General features: G+C 63.0%; 15 protein-coding genes. 10 read left to right on the top strand and 5 right to left on the bottom strand.

What is annotated here, in order from left to right:
- Together ACM9ME_RS03045 and ACM9ME_RS03040 are read right to left on the bottom strand one after the other, a co-directional pair.
- A complete protein-coding gene (locus tag ACM9ME_RS03045; RefSeq protein WP_415641956.1) occupies positions 1-1,353 on the bottom strand; it encodes an ATP-binding protein in 1,353 nt (450 codons plus the stop codon).
- Positions 1,354-1,383: 30 nt separating this feature from the next.
- Positions 1,384-1,650, bottom strand: coding sequence for an XrtV sorting system accessory protein (locus ACM9ME_RS03040; protein WP_415641955.1), 267 nt, complete (start codon positions 1,648-1,650; stop codon positions 1,384-1,386).
- A 195-nt stretch (positions 1,651-1,845) separates the two neighbouring features.
- On the opposite strand from ACM9ME_RS03040, the gene ACM9ME_RS03035 reads away from it, so the two are divergent.
- Genes ACM9ME_RS03035 through ACM9ME_RS02990 form a run of 10 tightly spaced genes read left to right on the top strand, consistent with a single transcriptional unit; the run spans position 1,846 to position 12,464 of the window.
- Positions 1,846-3,012 carry an outer membrane beta-barrel protein gene (locus ACM9ME_RS03035; protein WP_415641954.1) on the top strand — a complete coding sequence of 389 codons (1,167 nt, stop codon included), beginning with the start codon at positions 1,846-1,848 and terminating at the stop codon, positions 3,010-3,012.
- A 25-nt stretch (positions 3,013-3,037) separates the two neighbouring features.
- The gene (locus ACM9ME_RS03030; RefSeq protein WP_415641953.1) at positions 3,038-3,847 is read left to right on the top strand and encodes a polysaccharide biosynthesis/export family protein; all 810 of its coding nucleotides are present in this window, start codon (positions 3,038-3,040) and stop codon (positions 3,845-3,847) included.
- 50 nt (positions 3,848-3,897) lie between these two features.
- Entirely contained in the window at positions 3,898-5,256 is a 1,359-nt protein-coding gene (locus ACM9ME_RS03025) for a GumC family protein (protein WP_415641952.1), read from the top strand.
- The gene (locus ACM9ME_RS03020) at positions 5,256-5,948 is read left to right on the top strand and encodes a CpsD/CapB family tyrosine-protein kinase (protein WP_415641951.1); all 693 of its coding nucleotides are present in this window, start codon (positions 5,256-5,258) and stop codon (positions 5,946-5,948) included. Before ACM9ME_RS03025 ends, ACM9ME_RS03020 begins: the two co-directional genes overlap by 1 nt.
- Positions 5,948-6,787: an exosortase gene (gene xrt, locus ACM9ME_RS03015; RefSeq protein ID WP_415641950.1), complete on the top strand. Its 840-nt coding sequence runs from the start codon at positions 5,948-5,950 to the stop codon at positions 6,785-6,787. The genes ACM9ME_RS03020 and xrt overlap by 1 nt, the downstream gene beginning before the upstream one ends.
- Entirely contained in the window at positions 6,771-7,475 is a 705-nt protein-coding gene (gene epsI, locus ACM9ME_RS03010) for an exosortase-associated protein EpsI, V-type (RefSeq protein ID WP_415641949.1), read from the top strand. Before xrt ends, epsI begins: the two co-directional genes overlap by 17 nt.
- Positions 7,468-8,934, top strand: coding sequence for an undecaprenyl-phosphate glucose phosphotransferase (locus ACM9ME_RS03005; RefSeq protein WP_415641948.1), 1,467 nt, complete (start codon positions 7,468-7,470; stop codon positions 8,932-8,934). The genes epsI and ACM9ME_RS03005 overlap by 8 nt, the downstream gene beginning before the upstream one ends.
- 59 nt (positions 8,935-8,993) lie before the next feature.
- Entirely contained in the window at positions 8,994-9,236 is a 243-nt protein-coding gene (locus tag ACM9ME_RS03000) for an acyl carrier protein (RefSeq protein ID WP_415641947.1), read from the top strand.
- Between the two features lie 8 nt (positions 9,237-9,244).
- Positions 9,245-10,498, top strand: coding sequence for a serine palmitoyltransferase (gene spt / locus ACM9ME_RS02995; RefSeq protein WP_415642094.1), 1,254 nt, complete (start codon positions 9,245-9,247; stop codon positions 10,496-10,498).
- Between the two features lie 49 nt (positions 10,499-10,547).
- Complete coding sequence (locus ACM9ME_RS02990; protein ID WP_415641946.1) at positions 10,548-12,464, top strand: ATP-binding protein; 1,917 nt, start codon at positions 10,548-10,550, stop codon at positions 12,462-12,464.
- Here the strand turns inward: ACM9ME_RS02990 and ACM9ME_RS02985 are convergent.
- Genes ACM9ME_RS02985 through ACM9ME_RS02975 form a run of 3 tightly spaced genes read right to left on the bottom strand, consistent with a single transcriptional unit; the run spans position 12,424 to position 14,665 of the window.
- Positions 12,424-13,257: a hypothetical protein gene (locus ACM9ME_RS02985; RefSeq protein ID WP_415641945.1), complete on the bottom strand. Its 834-nt coding sequence runs from the start codon at positions 13,255-13,257 to the stop codon at positions 12,424-12,426. The two genes, ACM9ME_RS02990 and ACM9ME_RS02985, sit on opposite strands and share 41 nt — an antisense overlap.
- Positions 13,254-14,210, bottom strand: coding sequence for a diacylglycerol/lipid kinase family protein (locus tag ACM9ME_RS02980; RefSeq protein ID WP_415641944.1), 957 nt, complete (start codon positions 14,208-14,210; stop codon positions 13,254-13,256). The genes ACM9ME_RS02985 and ACM9ME_RS02980 overlap by 4 nt, the downstream gene beginning before the upstream one ends.
- Positions 14,211-14,212: 2 nt before the next feature.
- On the bottom strand, positions 14,213-14,665 hold the full coding sequence (locus ACM9ME_RS02975) for a DUF2141 domain-containing protein (protein ID WP_415641943.1): 453 nt from the start codon (positions 14,663-14,665) through the stop codon (positions 14,213-14,215).
- Between the last annotated feature and the right edge of the window lie 15 nt (positions 14,666-14,680).

The raw sequence follows: 14,680 nt of genomic DNA, 5'->3' as shown, positions 1-14,680 counted from the left end.
TCAGGCCGCTACCGAACTTTTTTGTGCTCGTGTGGCGCGCGCCGCGAGCATCCACAAATAGCTTGGCAGACCTTCGTCGACGAAATGCATCGCCTCGCTCTCACCCGCCGAATCGCGGCGGCGTTCGAGCAGCCCCGCATTGCCGAATTTTTCGACCAGCGCGTGGACTTGCGGCGACGGACGCTTGCCCTCGAACGAGAACCACCCGTTGGGCGTACCGGCCAGCGCCGCCAGTTCGGCGAGCGGCGCAGGATAGGCGCCCGGATCGGCCAGGCGCACGCGCTGCGCAATGAGGACGGGCAAACGCGCCTCGGTTTCCTCAACCATCCGCTCCAGCCCCGCCGCGACGTCTTCTTCGCGAACATCGTAACGCCCCGCGTCGAGCGCGATCATCGAGCTTTGATAGGCGATCAACCGCACCAGATAGGGCGACCCGTTGCCCAGTTGTTCGACCATCGCCGCCGCGCCGCTGGCAAAGGCCAACCCGCTGGCTTCCTCGCCGATACGCAGGATTTCGCGAACTTCGTCACTCGCCAGCCGCTGGATCGGTACGCCGATGATATTGCGGCGAATCGACGGCACATAACCGATCAGCTCGTCCAGATTGGGCGAAACACCGGCGATGACCAACTGCACGCGCGCCGCGGCATCGGACAGGTTCTTGATCAATTCGGCGATCGATTGGCGGAACAACTCGCTTTCGACGCGGTCGTATTCGTCGAGCAGGATGATCACCCGGGTGGAGGTGATCGAAGCGAGGACCTCGCTCAATTCGCGCGCGTCGAATTCGCCCTCGGGCAACAAGCTGGTCAGCCCGCCCGACTGGTCGCCGCGTTCGATCGCCGGCGAAACGCTTTGGTGAAAGCGTAACGGGACGCCCTTCAGCATCGTTCGGAAGGTCGAGCTGAACTCCGACCGCGCGCCACAGGTGCTGTGCAGCACGGTGTAGTCCGAATCGGCGGCGAGTTTGTGCAGGATGTGCAGGATCGACGTCTTGCCGATGCCGCGTTCGCCGAAAATGACCACATGGCTCATGCGGTGCTCGATCACCTCGATCAGGTGTTTCAGAACCTTGGTGCGTCCTGCGAAGACGCGTTCGTCGGTCACCGGCTGGCTCGGCGCGAACACGTCGCGGACCTGGGCGCGCGTACGGTCGAGCCGCGCATCGCTCTGATTCGTCGTGCGCGGCCGGTTGATGATCCCGCGGAACGTCGGCAACACCCGCCTGGTGCGCGGTTCGGACGCGCGAATCTCGATCCGGCGCATCACCGGCTGGGTCGCGTCGTCGCCCATCGTCTCCTCGTCGGAACGGACAGGCGAAAACCATCCGCGCAGCGTGTCGATAAAGCTCAAAACCAATCCTTCCGTCGGCGGTTACGCGCCTTAGCGCATCGCCCAATCGGGCTTAATCACGAAATAAATGTAAGCGAGTACCGCACCGATGGTCAGCACCGCCAGCGCGTGCAGCCAATCGCCGCTGCCCTTGATCGCTTCGTTGCCCATGTAATTGGCCAGCGCACAGCCGATCGACGGTGGCAAATACGACCAGATCGAATCCTGCGTCCCCTTATCGTCGAACGAGCGTTGCAGAAATATCACGATGATTCCCGCGAAGATCGCCACCGTTACCCAGTCATAGACCGTCTGCATTACCGCCTGATACCTTATGAGCCTTGGTAACGCCTTATCGCGGCAGCGGGCGCGCCGCAAACGCCGTCGCTGTACCGCAATTGGACGGTTGTGTGCTTTGTTTCGTAAGAAGGTCAGTCTATGCGCAACGCCATGCGTTTTCGGGATTTTATCGGTTTGGCCAGAGGACGGTCTTTTTGGGGTCGACTGCCTGTCGTGGCGGCAGTCGCGTTTGTTCCGAGTGCGGCGGTTGCGCAACAGGCGCCAACGCGGCAGTTTTCAATCGAGCCGCAACTGCGGCTCGAATTTGACGACAACGTCCTGCGCCTGCCCGACGTGGCGGCGTCGCCGAACGGCTTCCGGCGCAGCGATACCCGCGCGTCGCCACAGCTTGCGATCAACATCGTCCGGCCGATCGGCCGACAGAGCCTGTTTCTGACAGGTGTCGTCGGATATGATTTCTATCGCTACAACAAACAGTTGGAACGCGAACGGATTAGTTTGCGAGGAGGCGGATCAGTTTCGGCGGGGACGTGCACGCTGAACGGCGATGTCCGTTACAGCCGGCGTCAAAGCGACCTTGAAGACATTGTCATCGGCGGCTTTGGCCGAGGCCGAAATCGTGAAACTTCATGGGCTCCCGATGTTGGCGTTAGCTGCGGCGCAGCCGGCGGCCTGTCGTCAAGCCTCAATTACGGACATGACGATGTGCAGAATTCGGACCCATTCCGATCGTATGGTGATTATCACGCCGACACGTACAATGCGCAAATCGGGTTAAATCGACCCGCCATCGGTAATCTCAGTCTTTACACCAACTATCGTCACGGGATTTACGACAACCGCTTCCTGTCGCCCGGCCTGAACGAATCGGTCAAGAGCTATGCTGCCGGTGTAAAGCTCGATCGGGAGTTCGGGCGAATCAAAGGGCACGTTTCGGGCGGCGTGACGCGCGTCCAGTCGAACACGCCGGGCGTACGCGGCTTTCGCGGCGGCACCTACGATGTAGCGCTGACTTATGTCGCACCGCGCGCAACGGCGGAGGTCGGTTTCGGGCGCAGTATCCAGCAATCCAACCTCCTCGGTGTCGATTATTCGATTGTCGACAGTTTCAATGTCGGGCTGACGTACCGCCTGAATCCTCGTATCACGTTGAATTCGGGGGCAGGCGTAACGCGCCGCCGCTTATCTCAATCGCCGCTGGCGCCACTACCCACCGGCAACTTCAACGACCGCTCGCGTACGATCAACGTCGGCGCGTCGTTCGACGCCGCGCGCCATGTCTCGCTCGATGCCGGCGCCATTTGGCGGCAACGGCGGGGCGATTTGCCATCTTTTGCATATAATGCGCGAATATTGGCGCTCACGATCAGAATTCATTAATACGCATGAAAGCATGGGGCAGACGATGAACAACCTTCTGACACTTTCGGCATTGCTGTTGGCTTCGCCAGCGATCGCGCAAACTGCGGCCCCGCCTCCGGTCGTGGCGGCACCGCCCGCCGCCAATTCGATGAGCGAGGACAGCTATCTCCTCGGCCCGGGCGACACCATAGAGGTGCGCGTGCTGGGCCAGAATGATTTCACGACGCGTTCGCGCATCCGCGAAGACGGCACGATCGCACTGCCGTTCGTCGGTGACGTGAAGGCGACGGGCGAGAACAGCACGGCGTTCGCGCGCACGGTCGCGGCGCGGCTCGACAAGGGCGGCTATTATTCCAAGCCCATCGTCAACGTCGAGATCGTGTCGTTCGCCAGCCGGTATGTGACGGTGCTGGGGGCCGTCGCGTCTTCGGGACTGCAGCCGGTCGATCGCGAATATCATTTGTCCGAAATCCTGGCGCGCGCCGGTGGGCTGAAGCCCGACAGCAATGACGAAATCGTCATTCGCAACGACGCCGGGCAGGAACAGCGGCTGATGTTTTCGTCGATCGCTCTGGGCTATGCCGACAGCGACCCGATCGTGCATCCGGGCGACCGCATCTTCGCGCCGGCGGCGGAAAGCTTTTACATCTATGGGCAGGTGAACGCGCCGGGGGCCTACCCCACGACGCGCGACCTTTCGATCCGCAACGCGCTGGGTCGCGCCGGCGGGCTGACCGCCAATGGTTCGCAGGGCAAGGTCAAGGTCTTCCGCAAGGGCGAGCAGGTCAAGCTGGCGCTCGAGGAAAAGGTCAAGCCGGGCGACACCATCGTGGTGGGTGAACGACTGTTCTGATTTCGTGAATTCGGGGTTTGGCCGCCGGGTGCGGTCGAGGAGTTGATACAGTGAGCCTGATCCAGTTCTTCCAGATTCTGTGGGCCCGGCGCGTCATCGTGCTGGCCGCGCTGCTCAGCTGTCTGATCGCCGCAGCCGTCACCGCAGAATTGCTACCCGAACGCTATACCGGTCGGTCGCGTGTCATGCTCGACGTCGTGAAGCCCGATCCGGTGACCGGACAGATGCTCGGCAGCCAGTTCCTGCGCGCCTACACCCGCACCCAGATCGAGCTGATCAAGGATTATCAGGTCGCCGAACCGGTGGTCGACCGTCTGGGCTGGGCGAGCAACCCGGCCATCGTTCAAAGCTACCAGAATTCAGTCGAGAGCCAGAGCGAGGATATTCGCCACTGGCTGGCGCGTGAAATCATCCGCAACACCGATGCCGGGTTGATCGAGGCCTCCAACATTATGGAGATCACGTTCAAATCGTCCAACCCCGACACCGCGCGCCGTATCGCAACGGTGCTGCGCGACACTTATGTCGATGTCAGCCTGCAGTTGCGCCGCGAAGCTGCCGGCAAGACCGCCGACTGGTATCAGCAACAGCGTGAAGATGCGCAGCGACTGGTCGAATCAGCCGAAGCCGAACGTGCGCGTTACGCCAAGGAGCACAACATTGTGCTCAACGCGCAGAATATGGATCTCGAATCGGCGCGCCTCGATTCACTGTCGGCGCAATCCGCAAGTGCTGCAGCGCTCGGCGCGACGCCGCAGATGCGCATGCCGACCACTGCCGGCCCAGCCCAGATGCAGCTGGCGCAGAACGAGCAGCAGATTGCCCAGGCGGGCCAGACACTCGGTCCCAATCACCCGACTTTCCAGGCGCTGATCCGTCAACGCGCCGTATTGGAACAGGCTGCAGCGCGTGAGCGCGCCAGCGGCGGGGTGACCGGCGGTGGCAATCCGGCGGCGGCGATCAATTCGGCTTATGAAGCGCAAAAGGCGCGGGTCATCGCGCGCAGCCCCGAAGTCGATCGCATCCAGCAGATGACGCGCGACATCGAACAAAAGCGTCAGGAACTCGGCAAGATCGAAGACCGCGCGGGCGAATTGCGCCTGTCGGCCAACGTCTCCGAAACCGGCCTGACGCCGATGGGCACGGCGACCTCGGGTGAAAAGCCCGATTTCCCGAACAAGCCATTGATCATCGCGGCGGCGACGGGGTTCGGACTTATCCTCGGTATCTGTCTGGCGCTGCTGGTCGAAATGCTCGGTCGCCGCATCCGCACCAGCAACGACCTCGAAGTGTCGGCGGGGGCGCCGGTGCTGGCCGAGGTTCATCTCGAACTGCCCGAACAGCCGCGCCGCTGGCTTCCGTCGCTGGGTCGCGCGCATCCCGCTCTGCCCGCACCCGAGGCTGCGTAATGGCCGATTTACAACAGGCCGAACCGCGCGCCGTCGATTTTGCCATTCCGGATCATGAGGATCCGACGCGGTCGATCCTGCTGCTGACCGAACCGCATGGCATGACCGCGGAGGCGATTCGCGCGATCCGCACGCGCCTGATCGCCCAGCATGTCCGCATGGGGCGCCGCGCCCTCGCCATTTGCAGCGTCGCCCCGTCGGCGCAGGCGAGCTTCGTGGCCGCAAACCTCGCGGTCGCGCTGGCCCAGGTCGAGATCCGCACTTTGCTGGTCGAAACCGATCTGCGTCACCCGCGCCTGGCCGGCATGTTCGGCCTGCCCGAAAACGATCCGGGGCTGAGCGACGCGTTGATCGACGAAGACGTCGATGCCAGCGATATCGTGAGGCAAATGCCGTTGCCGACCTTGTCGATCGTCACGGCCGGGCGCGATCCCGCGGCGGGCGTCGAAGCGATGGGCAGCGCGCGGTTTGCATCGATCGCCAACCGCTTCCTGCGCGAACACGATCTGACGATCTTCACGACGACGCCGTCGAACCGCAGCGCCGACGCGCAGCGTGTCGCCAGCGTCGCGGGCTATGCCCTGATCGTGGCACGCAAGGATCGCAGCTACATTCGCGACATCGAAGTGTTGAGCAACGCGCTCAAGGCCGATGGCGCGACGATCGCGGGTTCGGTGCTGATCAGCTCCTGATGGACACCGTTGCCGCGAGACGTCCGCCGGGTTTTGACACGGTCGTTGCCCGCTGGCCGCTGGCGATCGGCCTCGCCGCGCTCATCATTCCAACGCTGATCATCCTGGCGACCGGCCTGTGGCTGTTTTTCAGCCAGAAGGACGTCATCCGCGAACATCGCCGCCCGGGTTCGCTGCTCGTGGCCATTCCGGTGGGGCTGTTCGGCGCGCTGTGTTATATCGCGGGACAGGCATTCGGCTTTCTGGTCATTCAGGTCGGTGCGACGATCCTGATTTGCGAAACGATCTTCTATCTGTTCGTCGGCGGCGAAGTTTGCCGCCGTCTGTGGTTTGCGTTGCTCTACCTGTATTTCGTCGCGCCGCTGCCGACCTGGTTCCAGGACCGCTTGACCGGCTCGCTTAAAGAATGGGTCTCGGCCTCGGTGACGCATATCCTATCGGGCGCCGGCATTCCGGTCGTCCGCGAAGGCGTGGTGATGTATGTCGCGCAATACCAGCTGCTTGTCGAAGATGCCTGTTCGGGGCTCAATTCGCTGACCAGCCTGTTCGCGATCGGACTGTTCTACATCTACCTGCTGCATCAGGCGAGCGTGCGTTACGCGCTGTTCCTGTCCGCCTTGATCTTTCCGATCGCGATCTTCGCCAACATGATCCGCGTCAGCATCCTGGTGCTGCTGACCTATTTCTGGAGCGATCAGGTCGCGCAGGGTTTCCTCCATCAATTTGCCGGCATGGTGACCTTCATCACCGCATTGCTGACGATCATGCTGATCGATTCGGCGCTGCAAAGCGTTATGGCACGGCGTCAGGCAGGAGGCGCAATTGCCCGACCGGCGTGATTTTCTGGTTGGCGCCGGCCTGATCGGCGTGGCCGGCGTGGCACAGGCTTTGGTGCCGCGTCACAAGGTATCGCTGCTCGGCAGCCGCAAGCTCGACACGCTCATCCCGCATAAATTGCCGGGCTTTACCGCGACCACCGGCAGCGGCGTGATCGCCCCTGCGCCGAAAGGAAGCCTCGCCGATCGGCTGTATAGCCAGACCGTCCAGCGCATCTTTACCACCCCCGAAGACGATACGGTCATGCTGCTGATCGCTTATGGCGGCACACAGAGCGATCAATTGCAGCTTCACCGACCCGAAAGCTGTTATCCGGCGGTCGGGTTCACGATCTATGACGGTGCCAATCGCGAACTGGCGCTGGGCGGCGGGCCAAAGGTGCCGATCCGGCGACTGTCCGCGCGGCTCGACCAGCGGGCGGAGCAAATCTGGTACTGGACGCGGATCGGCGAATATCTGCCGGTGACTGGCAGCGAACAGCGCCAGGTGCGCTTCCAAAATGCCCTCGCAGGGCTGGTCCCCGACGGCGTTCTGGTGCGCATATCGACACTGACGCTCGATGAAGAGCGCGGCGACGCCGTCAATCGGGCCTTTGCGAGCAGCCTGATCGACCATGTCGGACCCGATGGACGTCGCGTGCTGCTCGGAACGCGTTTCGCCGCCGCAGGCGGGCCGCAGTCCCGTGGCTGACGCCAGGCCGGACGCCGCTCCACCCACCGAGTTTTCGGCGCATCCCCGGCGCGTGCCGGTGCTGCTCGAACTGTCGTCGTTGCTGCTCGTCGCGCTGGAAGTCGTGGTGCTGCTAGCCGCAGCAGCATGGTGCTGGTGGCTGTTTCTCGATGATCTGAATGCCGAGCGCACGCGCAGCTATATTGGCACGATCTTCCTCGCATTGACCTTCTTTGCGACATTTGCCGAGCTGACCGGGGCTTATGACCTCGACGCGCGGTTTTCGATGCGCATCGCCTGGGGCCGCTTGTTGATGGCGTGGTTCGTGACGATCGGATTCGTCATCGGTGCTGCATTCTTCCTGAAATTGTCGGCCACGTTTTCCCGCATCTGGCTGGTGTCGTGGTTCGTCACCGGCATGGGCGGTCTGGTCGTGGCACGCGGCATTTCGACGCTGTTGCTTCGTTCGGCGCGCTCGCGCGGCGTGTTCAATCAACGTGTGGCCATCTTCGGCGGCAGCGAACAGGGTTGGCGCATCGCGCGTCATATTCTCGGATCGAAGCGCGTGACGATCGATCTGGTCGGGATTTACGACGACCGCAGTGTCTCGCGATTGCCGCCGCCACAGGGCGAAGTGCCGCTACGTGGTGGCGTCGGCCAGCTGGTCGAGGACATTCGCAAGGGCGAAATCGAGCAGGTCATCATCGCGCTGCCGTGGCAGGAAGAACGCCGCATCAAGCAAATCGTCACCGAATTGTCGATGACGCCGGTGCGGATCCGCCTCGCCCCCGATCTCGTCGCCTATATGTTTTCGCAGCGCGCCATGGTGCTGCTCGACAGCGTCCCGCTGATGACATTGTTCGAACGGCCGATATCGGGCACCGATCAGATCCTGAAACGCGCCGAAGATTTGATTCTGGGCGCGATCATCCTGATCTTCGCGGCGCCGATCATGCTGGTCACGGCCATCGCGATCAAATTCGATAGCCCCGGCCCGGTCTTTTTCAAACAACCGCGCGAAGGGTTCAACAACCGCAGCTTCCTGATCTGGAAATTCCGCTCGATGCGCACCGACACGCTCGAATTCGACAAGGTCAATCAGGCGACGCGGGACGACCCGCGCATCACCCGTGTCGGCCGTTTCATCAGAGCCACGTCGATCGACGAACTGCCGCAATTACTCAACGTCATGAAGGGCGACATGTCGATCGTCGGCCCGCGTCCGCACGCGCCGACGACCAAGGCCGGCGGTCGCGAATTCAAGGATGTCGTTTCGACCTACGCCGCACGCCACCGCGTCAAACCGGGCATCACTGGCTGGGCACAGGCCTCTGGCTGGCGCGGTGAAACCGATACCGAGGACAAGTTGGTTCGCCGTCTTGAACACGATCTCCACTACATCGAAAACTGGTCGGTGCCGTTCGATCTGTACATCCTCGCCAAGACGGCGTTCGCGGCGGTCTCTTCGCGCGCCTATTGACCGCCGCGATGCTGCCGCATTCGCTTGGCAGGGGGGCATCCTGATCTTAGGATTCACGTATGACAGACCGTACCGCCACGTTCGACACGATCAAGGCGCAGATCGAACCGTTCAATAAGAAACAGGTTGCCGTCACCGACGCGACGACCTTTGCCGGCGACCTCGAATGGGATTCGCTGACCGTGATGGATTTCGTCGCGGCGATCGAGGATGACTTCGACATCCTCATCACCATGAATATGCAGGCGGAAATCGAAACCGTCGGCCAGCTGGTCGATGCCGTCGTGAAGTTGAAATCGTGAGCGATGCAATCGACACCGCCGCCGATGCGCACACCCCGGTCGAAGCGGTGAACGCGCGCGACCTGTTTTCCAAATTCGACCCGCTGATCGCCGAGCGCCAGGCGCTACTCGACACCGGTGTGCGAGACCCGTTTTCGATTGTGATGGAACAGGTCATGTCGCCGACCCGCGCGATCATCAAGGGCAAGGAGACCATTCTTCTCGGCACTTACAATTACATGGGCATGACCTTCGATCCCGATGTGATCCGGGCAGGCAAGGATGCACTCGACAATTTCGGCAGCGGCACCACCGGCAGCCGCGTGCTTAACGGCACGTATCAGGGGCATCGCGAGTGCGAGGACGCACTGCGCGACTTTTATGGCATGTCGGGCGCGATGGTGTTTTCGACCGGCTACCAAGCCAATCTCGGGGTTATCTCGACGCTGGCGGGCAAGGGCGATTATGTCGTTATCGACGCAGACAGCCATGCGTCGATCTATGACGGCTGTTTCCTCGGCGATGCGGAAATCGTCAGGTTCCGCCACAACAGTGTCGAAGACCTCGACAAGCGCCTCGGCCGTCTGCCCGCCGACGCGCAAAAGCTGGTCGTGCTCGAGGGTGTCTATTCGATGCTCGGCGACATCGCACCGCTGCCGGATATGGTCGCCGCCATCCGCAAACATGCCAATTGCATGATTTTGGTCGACGAGGCGCACGGCATGGGCTTTTTTGGCGAGCATGGTCGCGGCGTGTTCGAGGAACAGGGTGTGTCGGACGATGTCGACTTCGTCATCGGCACCTTTTCCAAATCTGTCGGTACCGTCGGCGGCTTTTGCGTGTCGAACCATCCGAAGTTCGAGATTCTGCGCCTTGTCTGCCGCCCCTACATCTTTACCGCATCGCTGCCGCCGAGCGTAGTCGCGACCGCTGCGACTTCGATCCGCAAGCTGATGCACGCGGGGAACAAGCGCGCGCATCTGTGGGAAAACAGCCGCATTCTCCACGGCGGCCTGCGGGACATGGGCTATAAATTGGGGACGGAAACGCCCCAATCGGCGATCATCGCGGTGATCCTGCACGACCAGGCCCAAGCGGTCGCGGCGTGGCAGGCGCTGCTCGAAGCCGGCGTCTATGTGAATCTCGCGCGTCCACCCGCGACCCCCGCCGGCATGTTTCTGCTCCGCTGTTCCCTGTGTGCCGAGCATAGCCGCGAAGAAGTCGATGTTATCCTCAAGGCGTTCCAAGCTGCGGGCCGGATCAGCGGCGTCCTCACCAGCTAACTTTTAACGCGCATCAAACGCGCGTATGGCCCGCTGGCGAGGGTCGGGCATGAACGGAACGGCGGCGTCACGCTGGCGGTTGGGCGTGGCGATTACGACAGGGGTGGTGGCGGCGTTGATCGTCGTCGCGCTGATCGCCGTGCTCAACATTTCGATCCGTCAACGCGACCTCGCGCTGCAACGCCAGCAATCGAGTTACGAAGTGATGATCCTCGCGCGCCAGCTCGATGCGTCGATCGGCGAATCCGAGGCGATGCTCGGCCGATTCATGATCAGTGGCAAAGGCGAAAAGCGGTTCGGGCGACTTTATTATGATGGCTGGCGGCGCGCCGGCGCGGAAATCGAGGCGCTCGACCGCGCGGTTAGCGATCCACCGACCCAGAAGTTGATCGACGAATTGCGCGAGACGTATGTGGCGCGCGGCAAGGAATTGTCCGCCGTCGCGCTGCGGACCAATTACGGCCAGAACCCGCAGGCGATGAGCCTGTATTATGCGGCGGGGCGCTCCCCAAACGTTGCCCGCATTGCCGGGCTGCTCGATGCGATCGTCGATAACGAGCGCGACTTGCTGGATACGCGGACCGAGACAGCCGAGGCGCGGATCGGCCGCTCAAATTCGATCGGCACGGCGCTGTCGATCTTTGGCGGGATGCTCGCGGTCGGTGCCGGGCTGCTCGCTTGGCGCATGCTGGAGGCGCAGCGCGAGCGGGAGGATGAGGAAGGACGCAGCGCCGACCTCGAACTCGCGGTCGCCGAGCGCACGGCCGAACTGCGTCACGAAATGACCGAGCGCGAAGCCGCCGAGGAGAAATTGCGGCAGGCCCAGAAGCTGGAAGCGATCGGCCAGCTGACCGGCGGGATCGCGCATGATTTCAATAACATGCTCGCGGTCGTCGTCGGCGGCATCGACGTGGCTCAGCGCCGCCTGCCGCCGGGACACGACACCGTTCGCCAGCCTCTCAACCAAGCGATGGAAGGTGCCGAGCGCGCCGCCGCGCTGACCCGCCGCTTGCTCGGCTTTGCGCGCGCCCAGCCGGTCGATGCAACGCCGTCGGACGCCGCCGCGATGCTGGCGGACATGGTACAACTGCTCGACCGTGTGATCGGCGACACAATCCGTGTGCGGATCGAACCCGCGACGGGGCTTTGGCCGATCGTCGTCGATCGGCATCAATTCGAAAATGCCATCCTCAACCTCGCGGTCAATGCGCGCGACGCGATGCCAGATGGCGGCACGTTGGTACTGAGCACTGCCAATGTGACCCTGGATGGGGACAGCGCATTGGCCGCGGGCGATTATGTCCGCGTCGCGGTGCTGGATACGGGGCGCGGCATGCCGCCCGACGTCGTTGCGCGCATTTTCGAACCGTTCTTCACCACCAAGGCGCTCAATCAGGGCACGGGGCTGGGCCTGAGCCAGATCCACGGCTTCATGCAGGCGGCGGGCGGCGGGATCGATGTGGATTCACGGCCTGATGAAGGCACTTTGGTGTCGCTGCTATTTCCGCGCGGTGCGGGCGTTGCCGTTCCCGCAGCGCGCACCGCGACCGCCCAGACCGGCGCGAATAGGGCGCGGCGGATCGTCCTGATCGAGGACGACCGGCGTGTGCTGGCGTCCACGATCGCCGCGCTGACCGAATTGGGTCACGAACCCGTCAGCTGTTTCGAACCGAACGGCGCACTGGCGGTAATCGTTGCGCATCCGGAAGCCGATCTGGTGATCAGCGACGTCATGATGCCCGATCTGACCGGACCCGAAATCCGCGAGCAAGTCCACGCCGTGCGACCCGGCCTGCCGTTCCTGTTCGTTACCGGTTTTGCCGAGGAAGAGGCCGCCGAAGCGTTGGAGGGTGCGCCGGTGTTGCGAAAACCATTCACCGTCGCCGCATTGGGCGCAGCGATCGAAGCGGCGCTGAGCGCTACGCCTAACGAACTTGGCCGCGCGCGATCAGACGCGGCAGCATGACGAACGCCGCGAGCAGCGGAAAACGCCGCTGCCACGGTTTGACCGTGACTGGCTCACCGGAATGCCGCGCGATCTTCCACGCGAGATAGTCGACACCGCCGGCAAAGGTCAGACTGGCTTTGGCGAGTTTGGCAACCTGTCGCCATTTGCTCCACCGTCGCAGCCGCGGCCACAGCATCTGGCGGTTGGGCACGTCGCCCAGTGCCGCAGCAAGCTTCAGGTAACGCGCCGGGTCGGCATCGACGATACTGCCCGGGCGCGCGGCACGCTCGGCACGAAGCTCGCTGGCATAGGTTGCCGCGAAAGCGACGCGCCAGCGATCGAGCGGATCGGTGACGCCGTCACCGGGCGTGACGGTTAGAAGTGTGCGCGAGGCTTGCGCGATCGCGCTCACTGCTCCGGCATTGCTGCCCCAAACCAATCGAGCAGGCTGTGACAGCCGCGCAAAGGTCGAAGGATCGCGCGCGAGCTCGCTCGTTTCGCGCTGCAGATCGGCGAGACTGAGCACAGCATATTTGCTGCTCAAAGTGTTCGCAGCAAACGGAAACACGTTGGGCGGAAGCAGCCGGTTGGCGGTCGCCAGCCATTTGCGGTCATAGGCCCGCCCGTAATCTTCGACGATCAGATAGAAATCGAGCATCCCCCAAAGCGTCGCATCGCGCAGGCACGACCCATAGAACAGGACGGCAAGGCTACCGGGATGGTGTGCCGCGATCGCTGCCGCCATCTCGCTGACCCGTGGATCGACCGGCACCGCCAGCTCGTCGGCGACGAGCGCTTCGAGTGGGGTCACGCCGCGAGGCGCAGGAACGGCATCGGCGCGGTCGAACTCAGCGTGATCGGCCGGCCACGGGCGGCATGGAAAATTTCGCCGTCGAGGATGACGTCCGATGCATCGCTTTCGATGCTGATGCGGTCGCCATGATCGATATGCACACCGGTGAAATGCTGCTTGCCTGCGCGGCCGGTCACGCCAGCAAACAACGCGCGCAGCACCGCCAGCGCCGAACGGTCCACTGCCATCAGCTTCAGCCCGCGCGCGCTGGTATCGGCACGCGTGCCAACCAGCATCTGTTCCAGCGTAGTGACGATCAAAACCGAAAACCGCCCCTCATGCCGTCCACCGCCGAGCGACACGCGGATCGATTCTGGCACTTGCGGCAGGAACCGCGCGGTCATCCCGGTCAGCACGGTGAAGAATGATGCGAGCGTCGCCAGCACATGGCTGAGCCCGTTGGGCAGTCCCAACGGATAGAGGTGATTGCGGCAGTACAGCATCGCGTCGGCAAGCCCCGCGCCGCCCATGAACATCCCGAGCACCGGGGGTGCGCCGTCTTCGCTCAGCGCGATCAGCTCGCGGCGCACAACATGTGGTTCGACACCACCATCGGCCATCGCCACGATGCGGTCGAGGGCTTCGACCGGGTCGCCGCGCCAGCCGAGATCCTGCGCGATCAAATTGGTCTTGCCGTTGGGCAGAACAGCGATCGGCGGCGGGTTGTCCCCGAGCTGACGGCCGCGATGAAGCGCCGTCAGCGCCGCCTGAACCGTCCCGTCCCCACCGTTGATGATCAGGACCCGCGGACGCACCCGCGCGATGGAGGCGAGCGCATCGTCGATCTGCTCGACCGCTTCGACCTCGTAATGGAAAATGTCCGAATGACGCGCGCAATATTCGCGAATGCGCGGCAGGAACGCACGATTGCCAGTCGAGGTCGGGTTTGACAGGAGCGCGACCGTCGCCACGATCAGCCCCGATATCGCACGGTGATCGACACTGGCGTAACGCCTTGGCCGACCCGGACCTGAACCTGCACGGCGGGTGGGCGCCGTTTGAACAGAATGTCGAACAGGCTCAATTGCGGATTGCCGGACGCGCCGACACCATCGCTTGCCGATGTCTTGCCATCGCCGTCCAGATCCTGACGAACGTCGACCGCATAGACGCCGGGTTTGACAGCCAGGCAGTAATCGACCGGTCCGGACGGTGGCGGCACCTTGTAAATGGCAGCGGAAACGTGGTGCTTGTCGAAATAGGTGCTTGGATCGCCACCGAACGCGCGAACGCGAACTTCGCCGGTGCGATTCTTGAGCCCCGCGACCTTGACCAGCAGCGCCGGCCCCGTGCACTCGGCGCGCGCCGCGACCGGTGCCGCGATCAGCGCAAAAGCCATGACGGCAAGACTGTGCTTCACGATCATAGCCCGCTAGATGGG

The sequence above is a fragment of the Sphingomonas antarctica genome (genome assembly GCF_965137005.1).
GTDB classification, from domain to species: Bacteria; Pseudomonadota; Alphaproteobacteria; order Sphingomonadales; family Sphingomonadaceae; genus Sphingomonas_O; species Sphingomonas_O antarctica.
Note: the sequence above shows the minus strand (reverse complement) of the source record. Positions and strands in the feature narration are given on the sequence as shown.